Raw genomic sequence first — 17,256 nt, 5'->3', positions numbered from 1 at the left:
CAATCATGTTTGAGAATAACGATCAACTTTTGCCACCGCTTCCTGCCGTGGTTACCGAGCCTACGCTCGAGCATATGCTTCGGCATTTCGAGGTCGAGCAGTTCCTGATCGAGGAAGCGGCGCTGCTGGATCAGGGCAAGTTTCAGGACTGGCTCGCATTATTTGCCGAAGACGTACGCTACTGGATGCCGATCCGCCGTACGATGACCACCAAAGACACGGCACGACAATTTACCCGACCTGGTCAGATGGCGTTTATCGACGACGACCACGCCATGCTGGCGATGCGGGTCCGGCGGCTCAAGACCGGTTACGCCTGGGCTGAGGATCCCCCCTCCCGCGTGCGCCGGCTCGTCACGAACATTCGGATTACCGCGGCCACCGAAGACGAAATAGAAGTATACTCGAACTTCTACACACACCGCGTTCGGCTGGAGAAAGAAGAGGATACGTGGGTCGGCCACCGCCAGGACCGACTGCGCCGCGTCGATGGCGCCCTCAAGATCCGGCAGCGCGCGATCTTTATCGAGAGCACCGTTCTGCAATCTCCGAACCTGAGCAATTTCTTCTGACGGATAAACCCGATGACCGGCCCGTCGGTCGTCGGGTTTGTATCAACAACGCCTAACGTCTCAGTGCGTTAGCGTACGTGTATTAGGAGGGCTTTGCGTTCAGGCACCGCTTGAGCCAAAAGCCGCTGCCTACCGAAACCCCATGGTCAACCGTCCGCGCGCTTTTGCTCGTGCGGCTGTTTTATGCCGTTCGATGTTCCGCACCGTGGTACGCTCCCGCGGCGGCACTTTTCCTCGATCGAACTCGTCGACAATTGCCCCCCCGTGGAGCTGCTGACCTTTATCAGACCTCCGCCATCGCCCCTTAAACGAGAGGATCGTGGCGAATACAGTCCGTTGCGTCGACCACGCTCATGCGCGACAACGACGGTGAATTCGCGGATGCTGATGATCTCGATGGGCAGCTTCAGCCGAAGTGCTCCACGCTCGACCTTGACCGAACAACCTCCGAATAACCTGACTGGTAGTGCGCGCTTTCCGGCAATCGACTGCAGTAACGTCCCGCGCGCGTCTTGAGGTGTCGCGTTTCCCGTGGCCTGCCCCTAGCGTGGTAAGCGCTTGGAATTTCTGGCACGTTGACATGTCACCTTCGGATCAGGCTACTCCAGAATCCCCCTCCATCGAAGCGGAAACGACCCATGCACACTGATGCGAGCCCTGCTGACGCAGGTACCTTGGATGACGCGCGAGTGACGGCTGCGATCGTCATGAGCGCAGCGGGTGCTGCGCTTGGCGGTCTTCTCTTCGGTTTCGATACCGCCGTCATATCCGGCGCGACGAACGCCCTGCAGAGCGAGTTCGCGCTGACGGCGGGATCGCTGGGGTTCACCGTGGCGTCTGCGCTGATCGGAACCGTGGTGGGTTCCCTCGTCGCGGGCGTGCCGGCCGATCGATATGGCCGCAAGGCGATCATGCTAGCCGTCGCAATTGCTTACGTAATTTCGTCGCTTGGGACCGGATTGGCGCAGGACTGGTCTGTTCTGATCGCATTTCGCTTCCTCGGCGGGATCGCCATCGGCGCGGCGTCGGTGGTCACCCCGATCTACATCGCGGAAGTGTCACCCGCGCGGTTTCGCGGCCGACTGGTGGCGATGAACCAGCTCAACATCGTGCTCGGCATCCTCCTCGCCTTCTTGTCCAACTATGTCATCGCGCAAATCCTGCCGCCCGAGACCGCATGGCGCTGGATGTTCGGCATCGTCGCGGTACCTTCCGTTGTATTTCTGATAGTTACGCTGCTGTTGCCGGAAAGCCCACGATGGCTTGCAGTCCGCGGGCACCGCGATCGGGCCGTTGCAGCCATGACGCGTCTCGGGTTTAGCGATCCCGCCGCAGAACTGGTGCGGATCGAAGCCGCGGACATGCGGGAGGCGAGCAAGGGCGCGCCCCGCCTGTTCCAGGCGGCGCATCGGTTGCCGGTGGCTTGCGCCATCGCAATTGCCATGTTCAATCAACTCTCTGGCATCAATGCCCTGCTGTATTACGCGCCGCGGATCTTCGAGCTCGCGGGGGCCGGTGCGGATAGCGCGTTGCTGCAATCGGTCGCAGTCGGCGGAATCAACCTGCTTTTCACGGCGTTGGCGCTGTTGCTGATCGACCGGTTTGGCCGCAAGCCGCTGTTGTTCGTGGGATCGATCGTTTGTGCTGCGGCATTGCTGCTGGTCGGTTGGCAGCTCGAGCGCGCCGCGCCGGACGGGACCCTGATCCTTGCCGGCCTGCTTGTCTTCATTGCCGCCTTCGCCGTCAGTCAAGGCGCTGTAATCTGGGTGTTTATTTCCGAAGTCTTTCCGAGTTCGGTCCGCGGCAAGGGGCAAGGGCTGGGCTCGACGACCCACTGGGTGATGGCGGCGATCATCACCTGGCTGTTTCCAGTGGTGGCCGACGCGGTGGGTGGCTGGGTCTTCGCATTCTTCGGCGCGATGATGCTGCTGCAGTTCGTGTGGGTCTGGAAAGTGATGCCGGAAACGAACGGTGTTGCTTTGGAGAACATGGACTTACGGGGAACCGGGGCGTGAACGCGGCCCTATCGCCGTCTTGAAATTTCCAGAAGGCAGCACGATCTACGTTGGGCCCGGTTCACGGACCCGACATAGAGCGTGCGGCCCGATTGCGATGCCAAAAGCTGGTCGGTTTACCGCAATATGCCGCGGATCATGTCCGAAAATGTCGCGATCGCGTCGGTTTCAGCGACGGTTTCGCGCACAATAGCCGCGGAAAGCGCCGCTCCCGGTCGCTGAACGGCCCGAGGACGGACACGAACGTCGCAACGGACTGCCCGTGCAGTTCGTCATACACTTCGGCTCTCTCCAGGCTGCCCGCCATGCCGCGCCAACGATGTGAAACGCCCCCGTCAAATCGGCGGCACAGCGAATATAGTGTTCCCCAGGAAGGCGATCGTCTCGTTACGGCTTGCCAAACACGTGCGACCGTGTCGAAGCACGGGGCCAGCAAGAAGGAACCATGACATGAAACGATGGACGTGGATTATCCATCGGATCATCCGCCAAATCTGGTTCCGGGCCGGTATCATCAGCTTGCTCAGTGTCGCGCTGGCGATCCTCGCGGGCGTCATCACGCCCTACCTCCCCTACGCCTTCGACGTCGACATCGGTCAGCGTTCGGTCGGCACCATTCTCCAGATCATGGCGTCGAGCATGCTGGCGGTGACGACCTTCTCGCTGACCGCGATGGTCAGCGCCTATTCGTCGGCAACACAACTCGCCACACCGCGCGCGACGCAGCTGATGGTCAGCGACCCGACCTCGCAAAACGCCCTGTCGACGTTCCTCGGCGCGTTCGTCTTCTCGATGGTCGGGATCGTCGGGCTCAACACGAGCGCCTATGGTCATGACGGTCGTATCATCCTGTTCGCCGCGACCGTGCTCATCATCCTGCTGGTGGTCGGCACGCTGTTACGCTGGATCGGCCACATTACCGCGTTCGGACGCATGGCCGACGTGATCGATCGGGTCGAGGAAGCCGCGACGCAGGCGATGGCGGAGTTTGCCGCGGCACCCTATTTAGGCGGAAACGCCGCGACCGTGGTTCCGCCGAATGCCGTGGCGATCGCGGGATCGAAAACGGGATATGTCACCCATATCGATATCGCCGCGCTCAAGGCGATCGCCGAACGCGAAGACCTGTCCGTTCACGTCGGCGTCCTTCCGGGAATGCTGGTTCATCCGGCGCGGGATCTGGTGCAGGTGGAAGGGGTTGTCGACGACGCGACCCGCGGCGGGCTGGTCAAGGCGTTCACGATCGAACGGCATCGAAGCTTCGATCAGGACCCGCGGCTCGGGCTGATCGCGCTGTCCGAGATCGCCAGTCGCGCGCTCGCCCCCGCAACGAACGATCCGGGGACCGGGATCGAAGTGCTCAATGCCCTCCTCCGCGTATTCCTGACGCTCGGGACGCAACCTTCGGAGAACGGGGAGAAGGACAAGCACGGGCACCGAGTGTATCTCGGGCGCCCGTCGATCGAGGATATGCTGACCGACGCCTTCGGCCCGATCCTGCGCGAAGGCGGCAGGGAAATCGAAGTGTCGCTTCGGCTGACGGCGACCTTGGCCGCGATGCATGCGAACTTGCCCACGAACCGCACGCAAATCGAAAGCTGGGCGGTGCGGCATGCAAAGCGCGCCCGCGAAACCATGGACGATGCGGACGATCTTGCGGTATTCGAAAGCGCTTATGCGCGGCTATGGCCCGCATCGACTTGACTTGGACGAACGCCCCGAATGGCGCCGCGCACTCTTTGTCGGGTTCGGGTGGGAACAGACGGAAAGGCCAGATGTCTTGACGCCATGAGCGCAATCGTCACCGTTTCGAGCAAGTCTGTCCGTTGCGCGTGGTGATGCGCCTGGTCCGCAGCGTGTACCAGCGCTGGGTCGCGCTGCGTGATGCCCCCGTTCGGGGGACGGCGGCGCGGCATCCGTGGGAAATCCCGCTTGCCGGGTGGCTGGACGTCCTCGCCCGGACCCGCCGCAAGACCTTCGAGGAACATCTCACGCTGCTCGCCTCGGGGATCGCGTATCATGCGTTTCTGACGGTCGTCCCGACGATCCTCTCCATCGCGCTGATCTACGGCATGATCGCCACGCCGGCGCAGGTCGCGCATGACATGGCCGCGCTGATCGACATCGTGCCGAACGGGGGGCAACCGCTTCTGTCCAGGTCGCTCGCACATGGTTTGGGCTCACGCCACGGCAATGTGATCGGCGCGGCATCGACGGTGTTGTTGACGCTGTACACGGCGGCGCTGTTCGCGCGGTCGGTGATGGCCGCGATGAACCTGGTCTATCATCAGCCGCGCCGGGCGAGCTTCTTCAAGCGATGGAGCGTCGCAGCGGTGATCGCGATGTCGGGTGGACTGTTCCTGCTGATGGCGCTGTGCGGGATCGCGGTGCTTGGGTATGTCGAACAGCTGCTTCCCGATGGAACGCCGCTCCTGTGGAATGCGGTTCGGATCAGCTTCTGGACCGTGATGGCCATCGCGACCGGAACGGGCTTCCTGCTGCTGTATCGCTACGCTCCGGCGCGCGCGGATGCGCGGTGGTCGTGGTGTTTGGCCGGGCGCCTTGGGCGCCACGCTCCTGTGGCTTGCGGCAACCTATGGCTTCGGGATCTATGTCGCTGATTTTGCGCGATACGATGCCACTTATGGGTCGCTGGCGGCGGTCGTCATCCTCCAGGTGTGGATGTTTCTGTCGGCCGTTGCGATGCTGTTGGGCGCGCGCCTGAATGTCGAGCTGGAGCTGCAGACGGCGCTCGACACCACGACGGGGGCGCCTCGGCCGGAAGGTCTGCGGGGTGCGGTCGCGGCCGACCAGAACGAGGCCGGCACCCTATCGTCGCGGAAGGACGCCGCCTGAACCTGCCGGGACGGCCGGCAGCGGCAACCTTCCCGCCCAACGTTACATTCCCAACATTACATCGATGTAACGTCGGCACCACGCTGACCCCATCGTAGCGGTTCAAAGGAGGAGCATCGTTTCTCTCCAAGGACCAAGATCATGGCTTTGCATCGTCGTCTGACCGTACGCCCGCTCGTCGCTGCCGTTGCGCTGGGGACGACCGCGCTTGCCGGGGTGGCCGGCGGCGCGATCACTGCGGACCAGCGCCACGATGGGCTGAGCGACCGCTTCGTTGCGCCCGGACCGGCGGCGGTCGCGGCGTCGGGTGTTCACGCCTCGCTGTCCGACATGGTTCAAGCGGTCGGCCCGAGCGTCGTCCAGATCCAGGTCAAGCCCGCGGCCATGCTGCAACAATCATCGGCGCCGATGCCATACGGATCGGACGACGACGAACTGGCGGAGCGGCTGGGGCAGTTGTTCGGTTTCGATCCCCGCGGCGGCGGCGGTCAGCAGGCGCGGCCGAGCCAACCGCAGGGCCCGCAACGCGGCGCCTTGGGATCGGGCTTCATTGTCGATGCGTCCGGCCTCGTCATCACCAACAACCACGTCGTCGATGGGGCCGACCGAGTCACCGTCCAGATGTCCGATGGCCGCGAATTCGCGGGCCGCGTGCTGGGCCGGGACCCGAAGATCGACGTCGCGGTCGTGCGGATCGAGGGCAAGGGCAGGTTCACGCCGATCACCTGGGGCGACAGCGATCATATCCGCGTCGGCGACAGCGTGTTCGCGGTCGGCAGTCCGTTCGGGCTTGGCAATACCGTGACGTCGGGGATCCTGTCCGCGCGCGGACGCGAGATCGGTGCCGGGCCGTATGACGACTTCCTCCAGGTCGACGCGGCGATCAACAGCGGCAATTCGGGGGGGCCGCTGTTCGACAGCGCGGGGCGTGTCGTTGGCGTCAACACCGCGATCTTCTCGCCGAGCGGCGGAAACGTCGGGATCGGCTTCGCCATTCCGGCCAAGATGGCCCGGCAGGTCGCGCTGCAGATTGCCCAGACCGGACACGTGTCGCGCGGGCGGATCGGCGTGTCGTTGCAGGACATGACCCCGGAAATCGCCAGCGCGATCGGCACGACCGTGCAGAAAGGCGCGTTGATCGCGGAGGTCGACGACAGCGGTCCCGCCGCACGCTCCGGCATCCAGCGCGGGGACATCGTCCGTCGCTTCGGATCGACCCCGATCGACAACGGTCGCGATCTGGCGCGCGCCGTCGCGTCGGCACGGATCGGCTCGAGCGTCCCGACGCAAGTGCTGCGCGACGGTCGCACGGTATCGCTCGACCTGCGCATCGCGAACGAAGGCACGGCGCAATCCTAGGTGGGGGAACCGGCGCGCGATCCGCGCGTCCGCTCCCCGAGGCCTCGAACGGAGCATCTGGATCTTGAAGCTGCTGCTGATCGAAGACGACGCCCAGACCGCGGACTTCATCCGTCGCGGACTGGGCGAGCATGGACACACCACCGATCACGCCGCGACCGGGATCGACGGTCTGACCGCGGCGATCGTCGGGCGTTACGACGCGATCATCCTGGATCGAAACCTGCCGACGCTGGATGGCTTGTCCGTCCTGAAATCACTGCGCGCACAGGGCGACAGGACCCCGGTGCTGGTCCTGTCGGCGTTGGGACAGGTCGACGACCGAATTGCGGGCTTGCGCGCGGGCGGCGACGACTATCTGCCCAAGCCCTTCTCCTTCGGCGAACTCGTCGCGCGGGTCGAAGCGATCGCGCGGCGCCATGGCGACGAGGACGTTGCCACAGGGGTCCGACAGACCGGTTCGCTGACGCTCGATCTGCTGGCGCGGACGGCCACCCGAAACGGAAGGCGCATCGAGCTGCTCAACAAGGAGTTTCAGTTGCTCGACTATCTCACCCGGCATGCGGGCCAGGTGGTCACCCGGACGATGCTGATGGAAGCGATCTGGGACTATAATTTCGACCCGGGCACCAATGTCGTCGACGTTCATGTCAGCCGCCTGCGCGCGAAGATCGACGCCGCCGAGGATCCCCCGATGATCCGGACGATCCGTGGTGCGGGGTACCGGCTGGATGCGGTCTGACGATGCGCTGGCCATCGACCGCGGCGCTGCGCGGCGCGCTGTGGATCACGGTGATCGCGCTGATCGCGACGGGCACTGCGCTGACCGTGCAATATGTCCAGACGATCCGGCTGCTCGATACGCGCGCCCAGGCGGCCGTCGATGACGAGACCGCCGGGCTGATCGAACGCTACCGGGCGGAAGGCCCGTTCGCGGTCGTGCAGGCGGTGTCGCGCGCGGTCGGACGGCCACGCGTCACGGACTTCATCTATCTTATGGCCGACGCGAACGGCGACCCGATTGCGGGCAATCTTGCGCGGTGGCCCGACGCGATCGATCGGACCGGCTATCGCACCTTCGATACCCAGATCACGACCGCACGAGGTAACGTCATCGACCGGCAGGTGGCCGCGCGGACGGTGCTGCTCGGCGGCGACTATCGTCTGCTGGTCGGCAGCCTGTCGGACGATCGCCGCGTGTTGCACGATCGCTATGTCGCGGCACTGGCGTGGTCGCTCGTCGCTACCGGAGCGATCGGGCTGCTGTTCGGCTTCTGGTACAGTCGGCGCGGCCTTGCGTTCCTCACGGCCGCCAGCGCCGCGGGCGATCGCTTCCAGGCCGGCCATCTCGACGAACGTCTTCCCGTTACGGGCCGCGGCGACGAATATGACCGGTTGGCGGTAACGTTGAACACCAGTTTCACCGAAATCGAACGCCTGGTGGATTCCTTGCGGACCGCGACGGATGCGCTCGCGCATGACCTCAAGACCCCGCTGACGCGAATCCGGTCGCGGATCGATCTTGCGGCGCTGAGCGACGACCCGCGCAGCGTCGCGCTCGACAGCCGGTCCGATCTCGATGCGCTGCTCCGGACGATCGACGATACGCTCCGGCTTGCGCGCGCCGAGACGACGATGGCGAGCGAATTCGCGCCGGTCGACCTGGCGGCGATCGTGCGAGAAGCGGGGGAATTATTCGAGCCGGTCGCGGACGACTGCGGCGTGGCGCTCACGATCGAGACGGTGCCGGCGGTTACGCGCGGCGTCCGCTCGCTCCTTGGGCAACTCGTCACCAACCTGCTCGACAATGCGATCAAATATACGCCGTCCGGTGGCCGGGTGACGGTCACGCTCGAGCGCGACCGGACCGGCCTTTCGCTGACCGTTGCCGACACCGGCCCCGGCATCGCCGCAGACCAGCGCGACCACGCCCTCGCGCGTTTCGTGCGGCTAGATCCGAGCCGTCATGCCGAGGGCAGCGGGCTGGGCTTGAGCATCGCGGTGGCCGCCGCGCGCGTGCATGGCGGGACGCTCACGCTCGGGGACAATGCGCCCGGGCTTACGGTGATCGTGTCCCTGCCCAGTCTCGGGTGAGCGCTGCCGGGGTACGCTGCGTTCCGGTGTTCCGTGCAGATCCGTTCTGGGCACTCCCGGGGACGGGCAGCTTTGTGTGTCGTGCTTCCAGGCGATCGTCACGGCTCCATTACCGGAACGAAAAGAACGCCAAAGCGGAATCCTGCCTAAGAATCGTATAAGATATTTGACATACGATCTGATAAGTGATGGATTGCGCCCACGATCACGGCAGGGATGTGGGCAGCACGATGGACAACATGGGAACTTTTGCGCGGCGTTTGGGTGTGAGCGCCTTTGGTGTGATGCTGATGTCGACGTCGGCATATGCGCAGGTTGCGCCAGCTCCGGTCATCGGCGGCAGCGACCCGACGACCACCCCGAGCCAGGAGACGTCGGAAGCGATCGTCGTCACCGGCACCCGCATCAAGCGCCCCGATCTCGAGAGCAACAGCCCGATCACCTCGGTCGGCAGCCAGGAGCTGAAGTACCAGGGGGCGGTCAACGTCGAGAGCGTGCTCAACCGCTTGCCGCAATTCACCGCGGACACGAACGACAGCGTCTCGAACGGGTCGGACGGCACGTCCAACATCAACCTGCGCAACCTCGGGTCGAACCGCGTGCTGGTGCTGGTCAACGGCCAGCGGCTGATGCCGCAACAGGCGGTCGATCTCAACGCGATCCCCTCCACGCTGGTCGACCGGGTCGATGTAATGACCGGCGGTGCCTCGGCGGTCTACGGGTCGGACGCGGTCTCGGGTGTCGTCAACTTCGTGCTCAAGGATCATTTCGACGGGCTTCGGCTCGACGTGCAGAGCAGCCTTGCGCAGCATACCAACGGCAATAGCTACGTCCGCGGGCTCCTGTCCAAACAGGGGTACACCAACGCCAACCGCAACGTCGCGGACGGCGGCAAGCAGGATCTCAACGCGGCGTTCGGCAAGAACTTCGCCGACGGGCGCGGCAACATCACGGTCTATGGCGGATATCGTCACGCCGACCCGATCGTCCAGTCGAGCCGCGACGTCTCGGCCTGCGCGCTCAACCAAGCGGATGCGGCGGGAACCGGCCTCACTTGCGGGGGCTCGAGCAACACGACCTTCGGGACGTTCGCGCCGCTCGGCGGCCCCAACCAGGGCAAGACGCTGACCAACAATCGCAACGGCTCGCGCACCTGGGTGCCGTACGACAACAGCTACGCGTATAACTACACGCCGACCAACTACATCCAGCGGTCGGACGAGCGCTACACCGCGGGTGCCTTCGCCAAGTTCAAGTTCGCGCCGATCGCCGAAGTCTATGGCAGCTTCATGTACATGAACGACCGGACGTTCTCGCAGGCGGCGCCCTCGGCGCTGTTCCTCGGCACCCCATTCACCGTTCCCTGCAACAATCCGCTGATGAGCGCGGCGCAGCAGCAATCGCTGTGCGGTGCGGCGGCGGGCACGGCGGCAACGCAGGACACGCTGATCGGCTATCGCCTGGGCGACGAGCAATCGCGGCGCGATAATCTGCGGCACGAGGATTTCCGCTACACCGCGGGCGTGCGCGGCGATCTCGGCCACGGCTTCAACTACGACGTCAACTATCTGCGCTCGTTGGTCCGCTACGACGAAACGTACATGAACAACATCGACAACGTGAAGGCGCAGCGCGGGCTCGACGTGGTCAGCGTCAACGGCGTCCCGACGTGCCGTTCGGTCGTCAACGGCAGCGACCCGACGTGCGTGCCGGTCAACGTGTTCAGCCCCAACAGCATCACCGCGACGCAGGCGCAATCGCTCTTCTCCGAGAGCAACACCGGCTCGCGCAACATGCTGTCGGTCATCTCCGCGAACGTGTCGGGCGACCTTGGCACCTTTGGCATCACGAGCCCGTGGGCGACGCGTGGCGTCAACATCGCGCTCGGGTTCGAGCACCGCGTCGAAACGCTCAACTTCACTGCCGACGCAATCGCGCAGCAGGGCGGCACGATGAATTCGGACGGCAAGATCTCGGTCAACGAAGGCTATGGCGAGATCGAGATCCCGATCCTCCAAAACGTGCCGTTCGCGCATGCCCTGACGCTCAACGGCGGCCTGCGCTATTCGGCCTATGTCAACGATCAGGCATCGACCGGGATCAAGTCCAAGTACAACGTCTGGACCTACAAGGGCGAAGCGAGCTGGGCGCCGGTCCGCGATGCACGGTTGCGCCTGAGCTACAACCGCGCGATCCGCGCGCCCAACGTGGCGGAACTGTTCGGGGCGCAGAGCGTCGGCAACGTCGCTGCGCAGGACCCGTGCTCGGGCGCATCGCCCAGCGCACCGCTCTCGGCGTGTCAGCTGACCGGGGTCTCCGCCGCGCAATATGGCAGCATCATCGCCTGCCCGTCCGACACCTGCTCGTCGCAATATGGCGGCAACAGCGCGGTCAAGCCCGAGACTGCGGACACCTATACCGCCGGGATCGTGCTGACCCCGCGGATGATCAACAACTTCACGCTGTCGGTCGATTATTTCAACATCAAGGTGAAGGATTACATCAGCTCGGTCAGCCCGTCTCTGGTGATCAGCCAGTGCGTCGCGACCGGCGACCCCTATTATTGCGGGCTGTTCCGGCGCGATCCGCGTTCGGGTGCGCTGTTCGGCACCAACGGCTATATCGTCGCGACGACCTATAACACCGGTTCGCTCAAGACCTCGGGGATCGACGTCACGGCGGATTACACCGTCCAGGCTGGGGGGCTTGGCAAGGTCAACCTCAACTTCGTCGGCACGCGCTTGCTCGACCAGTCGCTCGAACCGCTGCCGGGCCTCGGATCGTACAATTGCAAGGGCCTGTACGGATACACCTGCAATCAGCCCAACCCGGTCTGGCGGCACGTGATGCGCACGACGCTGATCACCCGCCAGGGATCGACAGTGTCGGCATCGTGGCGGCATTACGCGGGGACCAAGCTGTCCTCGCTGTCGACCGACCCTTTCCTTGTCGGCACCCCGAGCGTCATCAACGCGCGCATCCCGGCGTATGACTATCTCGATCTTGCGGTGACGGTCGTGGTCGACAAGGCGTTCCAGCTGCGCGCAGGCGTCAACAACCTGCTCGACAAGGATCCCCCCGCAATCGCGGCGGGCGCACTCGCGGCGTTCGGCAATGGCAACACCTATCCGGGCGTGTACGATACGCTCGGGCGCTATCTGTTCGTTGGTGCGACGGTGACGTTCTAAGGTTGTCGAAGACGGCTTCTCGGCGAAGGCCGGGGAAGCCGTCTTCCGTTCAAGCGCACCCTGCTGTCCGGCGGCGGTGCGCCATCATCCGGGTTAGCGCCGGAATAAAGGATCACTCCATGCTCGGTCGCCGCGATCTGTTGAAGACCAGCGGGGCGACCGCGCTCGCGACGATGCTTCCCCATAGCGCCGGAGCCGCGACCGTGGCTGTCCAGCCGACCGGTCCGCGCGAGATCGTCCCGCTCGATGCCGGGTGGCGCTTCCACCTCGGCCACGCCTCCAACCCCGCGAAAGATTTTGGTTTCGGCCGCTCGCACGACACGTTCGCCAAGTCGGGGGACGCGGGCACGCCGGTGGCCGAGGCCAAGTTCGATGCATCGGGCTGGGAAACGGTCTCGCTCCCGCACGACTGGGCGGTCGACCTGCCGTTCGAACGCTTCGGCCCCGCCGGGAGCGACGCCGACAAGACCGGATCGTTCCAGGGGTTCAAGCCGCTCGGCCGGATGTGGCCCGCAAGCAGCGTCGGCTGGTATCGCATCGTCCTCCCGCTGCCCAAGGGCGATGCCGGGCGGCGGTTGCTGCTCCAGTTCGACGGCGTCTCGCGCGATTGCCGCGTCATCCTCAACGGCTTCTTCGTCGGCGCGAACGAAAGCGGCTACGCGCCGTTCGAACTCGACATCACCGATTTCTCGCGTCCCGGCGAGGACAATGTGCTGGTCGTGCGCTGCGACGTCAGCCTCGGCGAGGCGTGGTCGTATGAAGGCGCAGGCCTCTACCGCGCGGTCCGGCTGGTCAGGACCGCCCCCGTCCACGTCCGCCAATATGGCGCGACCGTGCGCAGCACCGTAGGCGCGCAAGGCGCGACCACGCAGATCCTCACCGAGATCGTCAACGACGGACCCGCCGTGCCCGCGCAAGTCCGATCGATCGTGTCGGACACCACCGGGCGCGTGGTCGCGACGCTGCTGTCGGACCCCGTCACGCTTCCCGAATGGGCGACGCTGACGACGACCCAGCAGACGCTGATCGCGCATCCCGCCCTGTGGTCGCTCGAAACCCCGCACCTCTACACGCTCACGACCGAGATCCTCGTCGGCGGCGTGGTAGTCGACAACGATCAGACGCACTTCGGCATCCGCACGCTCCGCTTCGACGCGGACAAGGGCTTTTTCCTCAACGGCCGGCCGGTCAAGATCAAGGGCACATGCAACCACCAGGATCACGCCGGGGTCGGCTTCGCGGTCCCCGACAGCCTCCACGTCTGGCGGCTCGAGCAATTGAAGGCGATGGGCGCCAACGCCTATCGCTCGACGCATCACCCCGCCGCCCCCGCGATCCTCGCCGCGTGTGACCGGATGGGAATCCTCGTGCTCGAGGAAACCCGCCAGATGTCGAGCAACGCCGAGGCTATGAGCCAGCTCGACCGGATGGTGCGGCGCGGGCGCAACCATCCGAGCATTGTCCTGTGGAGCATCGGCAACGAGGAAATCCACCGCGGCACCGAAACCGGCGCGCGCATCGCCGAGACGATGAAGCGGCGGATCTACCAGCTCGACGGGACGCGGCTGGTGACCGAGGCGTTCAACGGCAAGTTCGGCGAGGGCGCGTCGCGCGTGCTCGACGTGATGGGGTGCAATTACTATCTCGACGCGATCGACGGCTATCATGCCAGCCACCCGACCGTCCCGATGATCGGCACCGAGACCGGCAGTACCGTGATGACGCGCGGCGAATATGCCCGCAACGACGCGGAAGGCTTCGTCCCCGCGTACGACAAGGAATACCCGCGCTGGGCGACCACCGCGGAGAAATGGTGGAGCTTCTATGACGCGCGCGCCTTCCTGAGCGGCGGGTTCGTCTGGACCGGGTTCGACTATCGCGGCGAGCCGACTCCGTTCGAACGCTGGCCCGAGAACGTCTCCAACTTCGGCCAGATGGACCTATGCGGCTTCCCCAAGGACAATTATCACTATTACCGGGCGTGGTGGGGCAGCGCGCCGGTGCTCCACCTGTTCCCACACTGGAACTGGCCGGGGCGCGAGGGCAAGCCGGTGTCGGTGTGGGTTCACAGCAATTGCGCCGAGGTCGAGCTGTTGCTCAACGGGCGGAGCCTCGGGCGCAAACCCGTGGTGCGCAACCGCCACCTCGAATGGGAAGTCCCCTATGCGCCCGGCAAGATCACCGCGCGGGGTTTCCGCGACGGTCGCCAGATCCTCACCGCCGAGCGCGCGACCACCGGCGCGGCGGCACGGATCGGCCTGAGCAGCGACCGCCGCCGCCTCGCGCCGGGCGAGGTCGCAGTGGTGCGGGCCGCCGTGCTCGATGCGCAGCGGCGCGAGGTGGCGATCGCGTCGAATGCGATCACCTTCGCGCTGTCGGGGGATGCGCGGCTGCTCGGTGTCGGCAATGGCGACCCGCGCAGTCTCGAACCCGATCATGCGACCCGGCGGTCGGCGTTCAACGGCCTGTGCATGGCGCTGATCCAGGCGGGGCCGCGCGGCGGACCGATCCGGCTGGAGGCGCGCGGTGACGGGCTCGCGCCCGCGATGCTGCCGCTGATCGGGGCGCGGGCGTGATCGCGTCGCGCGCGGTTCTCGCGCTGCTGCTGGTCGCGGTGCCGGGTACGGCGCTGGCGGGACCGGACGAGGCTGCGTTCCGGCGCTCGATCGGTCTCCGCCGCGCGTGGCAGGATCTGACGCGCGAGGTCGCGGGGCCGGCGCACTGGACGGCGGACAGCCGGGCGTTCTCGTACCGCAAGACGGTCGCGGACGGGTTTGCGTTTGAAACGGTCGATGCGCGGACCTTGGCGAAGCGGCCGTCGTTTGATGCGGTGCGCCTCGCCGCTGCGCTCGGGGCTGCGCGGGAGGAAACGCTCGATCCGCTGCACTTGCCGTTTGCGGAGTTCGACCATGGCGCGGAGGCGGGGACGATCCGCTTCGCGCTCGACGATGGGCGGTGGCAGTGCGACGTGGTCGTGTACCGCTGCGCCGCCGACGCCCCCTCCGGCTTGCGGCCGCGCGGGTTCGGCGTGGTGCGCGACATGACGGTTCCGGCGGAGAACAGCCCGCAGGTCTCGCCCGACGGACGGTTCAGCGCGTTCGTCGAAGGCGACAATCTGGTGCTGCGCAAACTTGCAACTCTTAGCCCCTCCCCTTCAGGGGAGGGGTTGGGGTGGGGGAGTCCAGCAGACCAACCTCTCGGTGAGACACGCCCCACCCCCAACCCCTCCCCTGAAGGGGAGGGGCTTATGAAACTGAGCACCGACGGCTCTCCCGGCAACTTCTACGACCCCGAAACCCTCCGCTGGTCCCCAGACAGCCGCCACATCCTGATCTACCGCGTCCGCCCCGGCTACCAACGCCACGTCCTCCGCGTAGAATCGTCCCCCGCCAACCAGCTCCAACCCGCGCTCCGCACCCAGCTCTACCCCAAGCCCGGCGACGCGATCGACCAGGAGCAACCCGTCCTGTTCGACGTAACGACCGGCAAGCAAACCGTGATCGACCCCACCCTCTTCCCCAACCCCTATCAACTCTCCCCCCCGCGCTGGCGCAGCGACGGCAAGAGCGTCGCGTTCGACTACGTCCGCCGCGGCTTCGGCCAGGCGCGGATCATCGCGGTCGATGCAGAAACGGGCACGCCGCACGCCGCCGTCACCGAGGACGCGAAGACCTTCGTCTATGCCGACCGCCGCTTCGCTTATGAAGTCGGCGGCAAGGGCGACGAGATCGTCTGGGCGTCCGAGCGCGACGGCTGGAACCACCTCTATCTCATCGACGGCCGCACCGGACGCGTGCGCAACCGCATCACCACCGGCGCGTGGGTGGTGCGCGACGTGCTCAAGGTCGACGACGCCAGACGCCAGATATGGTTCGTCGCCAGCGGCATGACGCCGGGCGAAGACCCCTATTTCCGCCACGCCTACCGAATCGACTTCGACGGCAAACACCTGACCGCCCTCACTCCCGCGAAAGCCGACCACGACGTCCGCTTCTCCCCCGACATGACGCACTATGTCGACACCGGGTCGCGCGTCGATCTCCCCAACATCAGCACGCTCAACCGCGCGAGCGACGGCGCGGTCGTCGCGACGATCACGCGCGGCGACGACGCCCAACTGCGCGCCGCCGGTTTCCGCCCTCCGCAAGTGTTCGTCGCCAAAGGCCGCGACGGCGTCACCGACATCTGGGGCGTGGTCGTGCGCCCGCGCGACTACGATCCTGCCAAGAAATATCCGGTGATCGAGAACATCTACGCCGGCCCGCATGACAGTTTCGTGCCCAAGGGCTATTGGCCGTTCGGCTTCCATTCGGGCGGCGACAAGGTGATCGGGATGCAGGAGCAGGCCGACCTCGGCTTCATCGTCGTCCAGATCGACGGGATGGGCACCGCCAACCGCTCCAAGGCGTTTCAGGACGTCGCGTGGAAGAACCTCGCGGACAGCGGCTTCCCCGACCGCATTTTGTGGCATAAGGCGCTGGCGAAGGTCGACCCCGCCTATGACATCAGCCGCGTCGGCATCTACGGAGCGTCGGCGGGCGGGCAAAGCACGCTCAACGCGCTCCTCTTCCACGGCGATTTCTACAAGGCCGGGGTCGCCTATGCGGGCTGTTACGACAACCGCATGGACAAGATCAGCTGGAACGAACAGTGGCTCGGCTGGCCGGTCGACGCGAGCTATGCCGCCGCGTCGGGGGTCGACCATGCCGCGCAATTGACCGGCAAACTGCTGATGATCGTCGGCGAGCAGGACAGCAACGTCGACCCCGCCTCGACGATGCAGGTCGCGAACGCGCTGATCAAGGCGGACAAGGATTTCGAACTGCTGGTGGTGCCCGGCGGCGAGCATAGCGTCGGGCGCTCGACCGGCCCGATCGATTATGTCGCGCGGCGGCAGTTCGATTTCTTCGTGCGCAACCTGGCGGGGGAAGCGACGCCGGCGTGGAATGCTGCGCCATCGTCATCGCGGTGACAGCCCCCAACCCCCGTTCGGGCTGAGCGAAGTCGAAGCCCCCCGCGCAATGCGAGCCCCTTCGACTTCGCTCAGGGCAAACGGAGGATGCGCTATACACAGACAAGCTCAGCGCGGTGACAGCCCCACCCCCCGTTCGGGCTGAGCGAAGTCGAAGCCCCCTGCGCAACGCGAGCCCTTCGACTGCGCTCAGGGCGAAC

11 protein-coding genes are annotated in these 17,256 nt (G+C 65.5%); all 11 read left to right on the top strand.

From position 1 onward, the window contains the following. Nucleotides 1-5: 5 nt before the first annotated feature. The 11 genes from ABIC16_RS10360 (at nt 6) to ABIC16_RS10310 (ending at nt 17,056) form a co-directional block, all read left to right on the top strand. Complete coding sequence (locus ABIC16_RS10360; protein WP_354291019.1) at nt 6-572, top strand: aromatic-ring-hydroxylating dioxygenase subunit beta; 567 nt, start codon at nt 6-8, stop codon at nt 570-572. A gap of 689 nt (nt 573-1,261) precedes the next feature. Next, entirely contained in the window at nt 1,262-2,587 is a 1,326-nt protein-coding gene (locus tag ABIC16_RS10355; RefSeq protein ID WP_354291018.1) for a sugar porter family MFS transporter, read from the top strand. Nucleotides 2,588-3,037: 450 nt separating this feature from the next. Then, nucleotides 3,038-4,291 carry a DUF2254 domain-containing protein gene (locus tag ABIC16_RS10350; protein WP_354291017.1) on the top strand — a complete coding sequence of 418 codons (1,254 nt, stop codon included), beginning with the start codon at nt 3,038-3,040 and terminating at the stop codon, nt 4,289-4,291. Between the two features lie 134 nt (nt 4,292-4,425). After that, on the top strand, nt 4,426-5,208 hold the full coding sequence (locus ABIC16_RS10345; protein WP_354292300.1) for a YihY/virulence factor BrkB family protein: 783 nt from the start codon (nt 4,426-4,428) through the stop codon (nt 5,206-5,208). Further along, entirely contained in the window at nt 5,150-5,443 is a 294-nt protein-coding gene (locus tag ABIC16_RS10340; RefSeq protein WP_354291016.1) for a YhjD/YihY/BrkB family envelope integrity protein, read from the top strand. The genes ABIC16_RS10345 and ABIC16_RS10340 overlap by 59 nt, the downstream gene beginning before the upstream one ends. A 141-nt stretch (nt 5,444-5,584) precedes the next feature. Continuing rightward, nucleotides 5,585-6,802, top strand: a complete 1,218-nt coding sequence (locus ABIC16_RS10335; protein ID WP_354291015.1) for a trypsin-like peptidase domain-containing protein — start codon at nt 5,585-5,587, stop codon at nt 6,800-6,802. 64 nt (nt 6,803-6,866) lie between these two features. After that, nucleotides 6,867-7,544 (top strand): response regulator transcription factor, encoded by a 678-nt coding sequence (locus ABIC16_RS10330; RefSeq protein ID WP_354291014.1) that lies wholly within the window; start codon nt 6,867-6,869, stop codon nt 7,542-7,544. A gap of 2 nt (nt 7,545-7,546) precedes the next feature. Further along, the gene (locus tag ABIC16_RS10325) at nt 7,547-8,896 is read left to right on the top strand and encodes a sensor histidine kinase (protein ID WP_354291013.1); all 1,350 of its coding nucleotides are present in this window, start codon (nt 7,547-7,549) and stop codon (nt 8,894-8,896) included. 290 nt (nt 8,897-9,186) lie between these two features. Then, on the top strand, nt 9,187-12,084 hold the full coding sequence (locus ABIC16_RS10320; RefSeq protein ID WP_354291012.1) for a TonB-dependent receptor domain-containing protein: 2,898 nt from the start codon (nt 9,187-9,189) through the stop codon (nt 12,082-12,084). A 119-nt stretch (nt 12,085-12,203) separates the two neighbouring features. Beyond that, entirely contained in the window at nt 12,204-14,660 is a 2,457-nt protein-coding gene (gene galA / locus ABIC16_RS10315) for a beta-galactosidase GalA (protein WP_354291011.1), read from the top strand. Further along, nucleotides 14,657-17,056, top strand: a complete 2,400-nt coding sequence (locus ABIC16_RS10310; RefSeq protein ID WP_354291010.1) for a DPP IV N-terminal domain-containing protein — start codon at nt 14,657-14,659, stop codon at nt 17,054-17,056. The genes galA and ABIC16_RS10310 overlap by 4 nt, the downstream gene beginning before the upstream one ends. Nucleotides 17,057-17,256 lie beyond the last annotated feature (200 nt).

The organism is Sphingomonas sp. PvP055 (assembly GCF_040546365.1).
In the GTDB taxonomy this organism is placed as follows: domain Bacteria; phylum Pseudomonadota; class Alphaproteobacteria; order Sphingomonadales; family Sphingomonadaceae; genus Sphingomonas; species Sphingomonas echinoides_A.
This window is presented reverse-complemented; position numbering and strand designations above follow the sequence as displayed.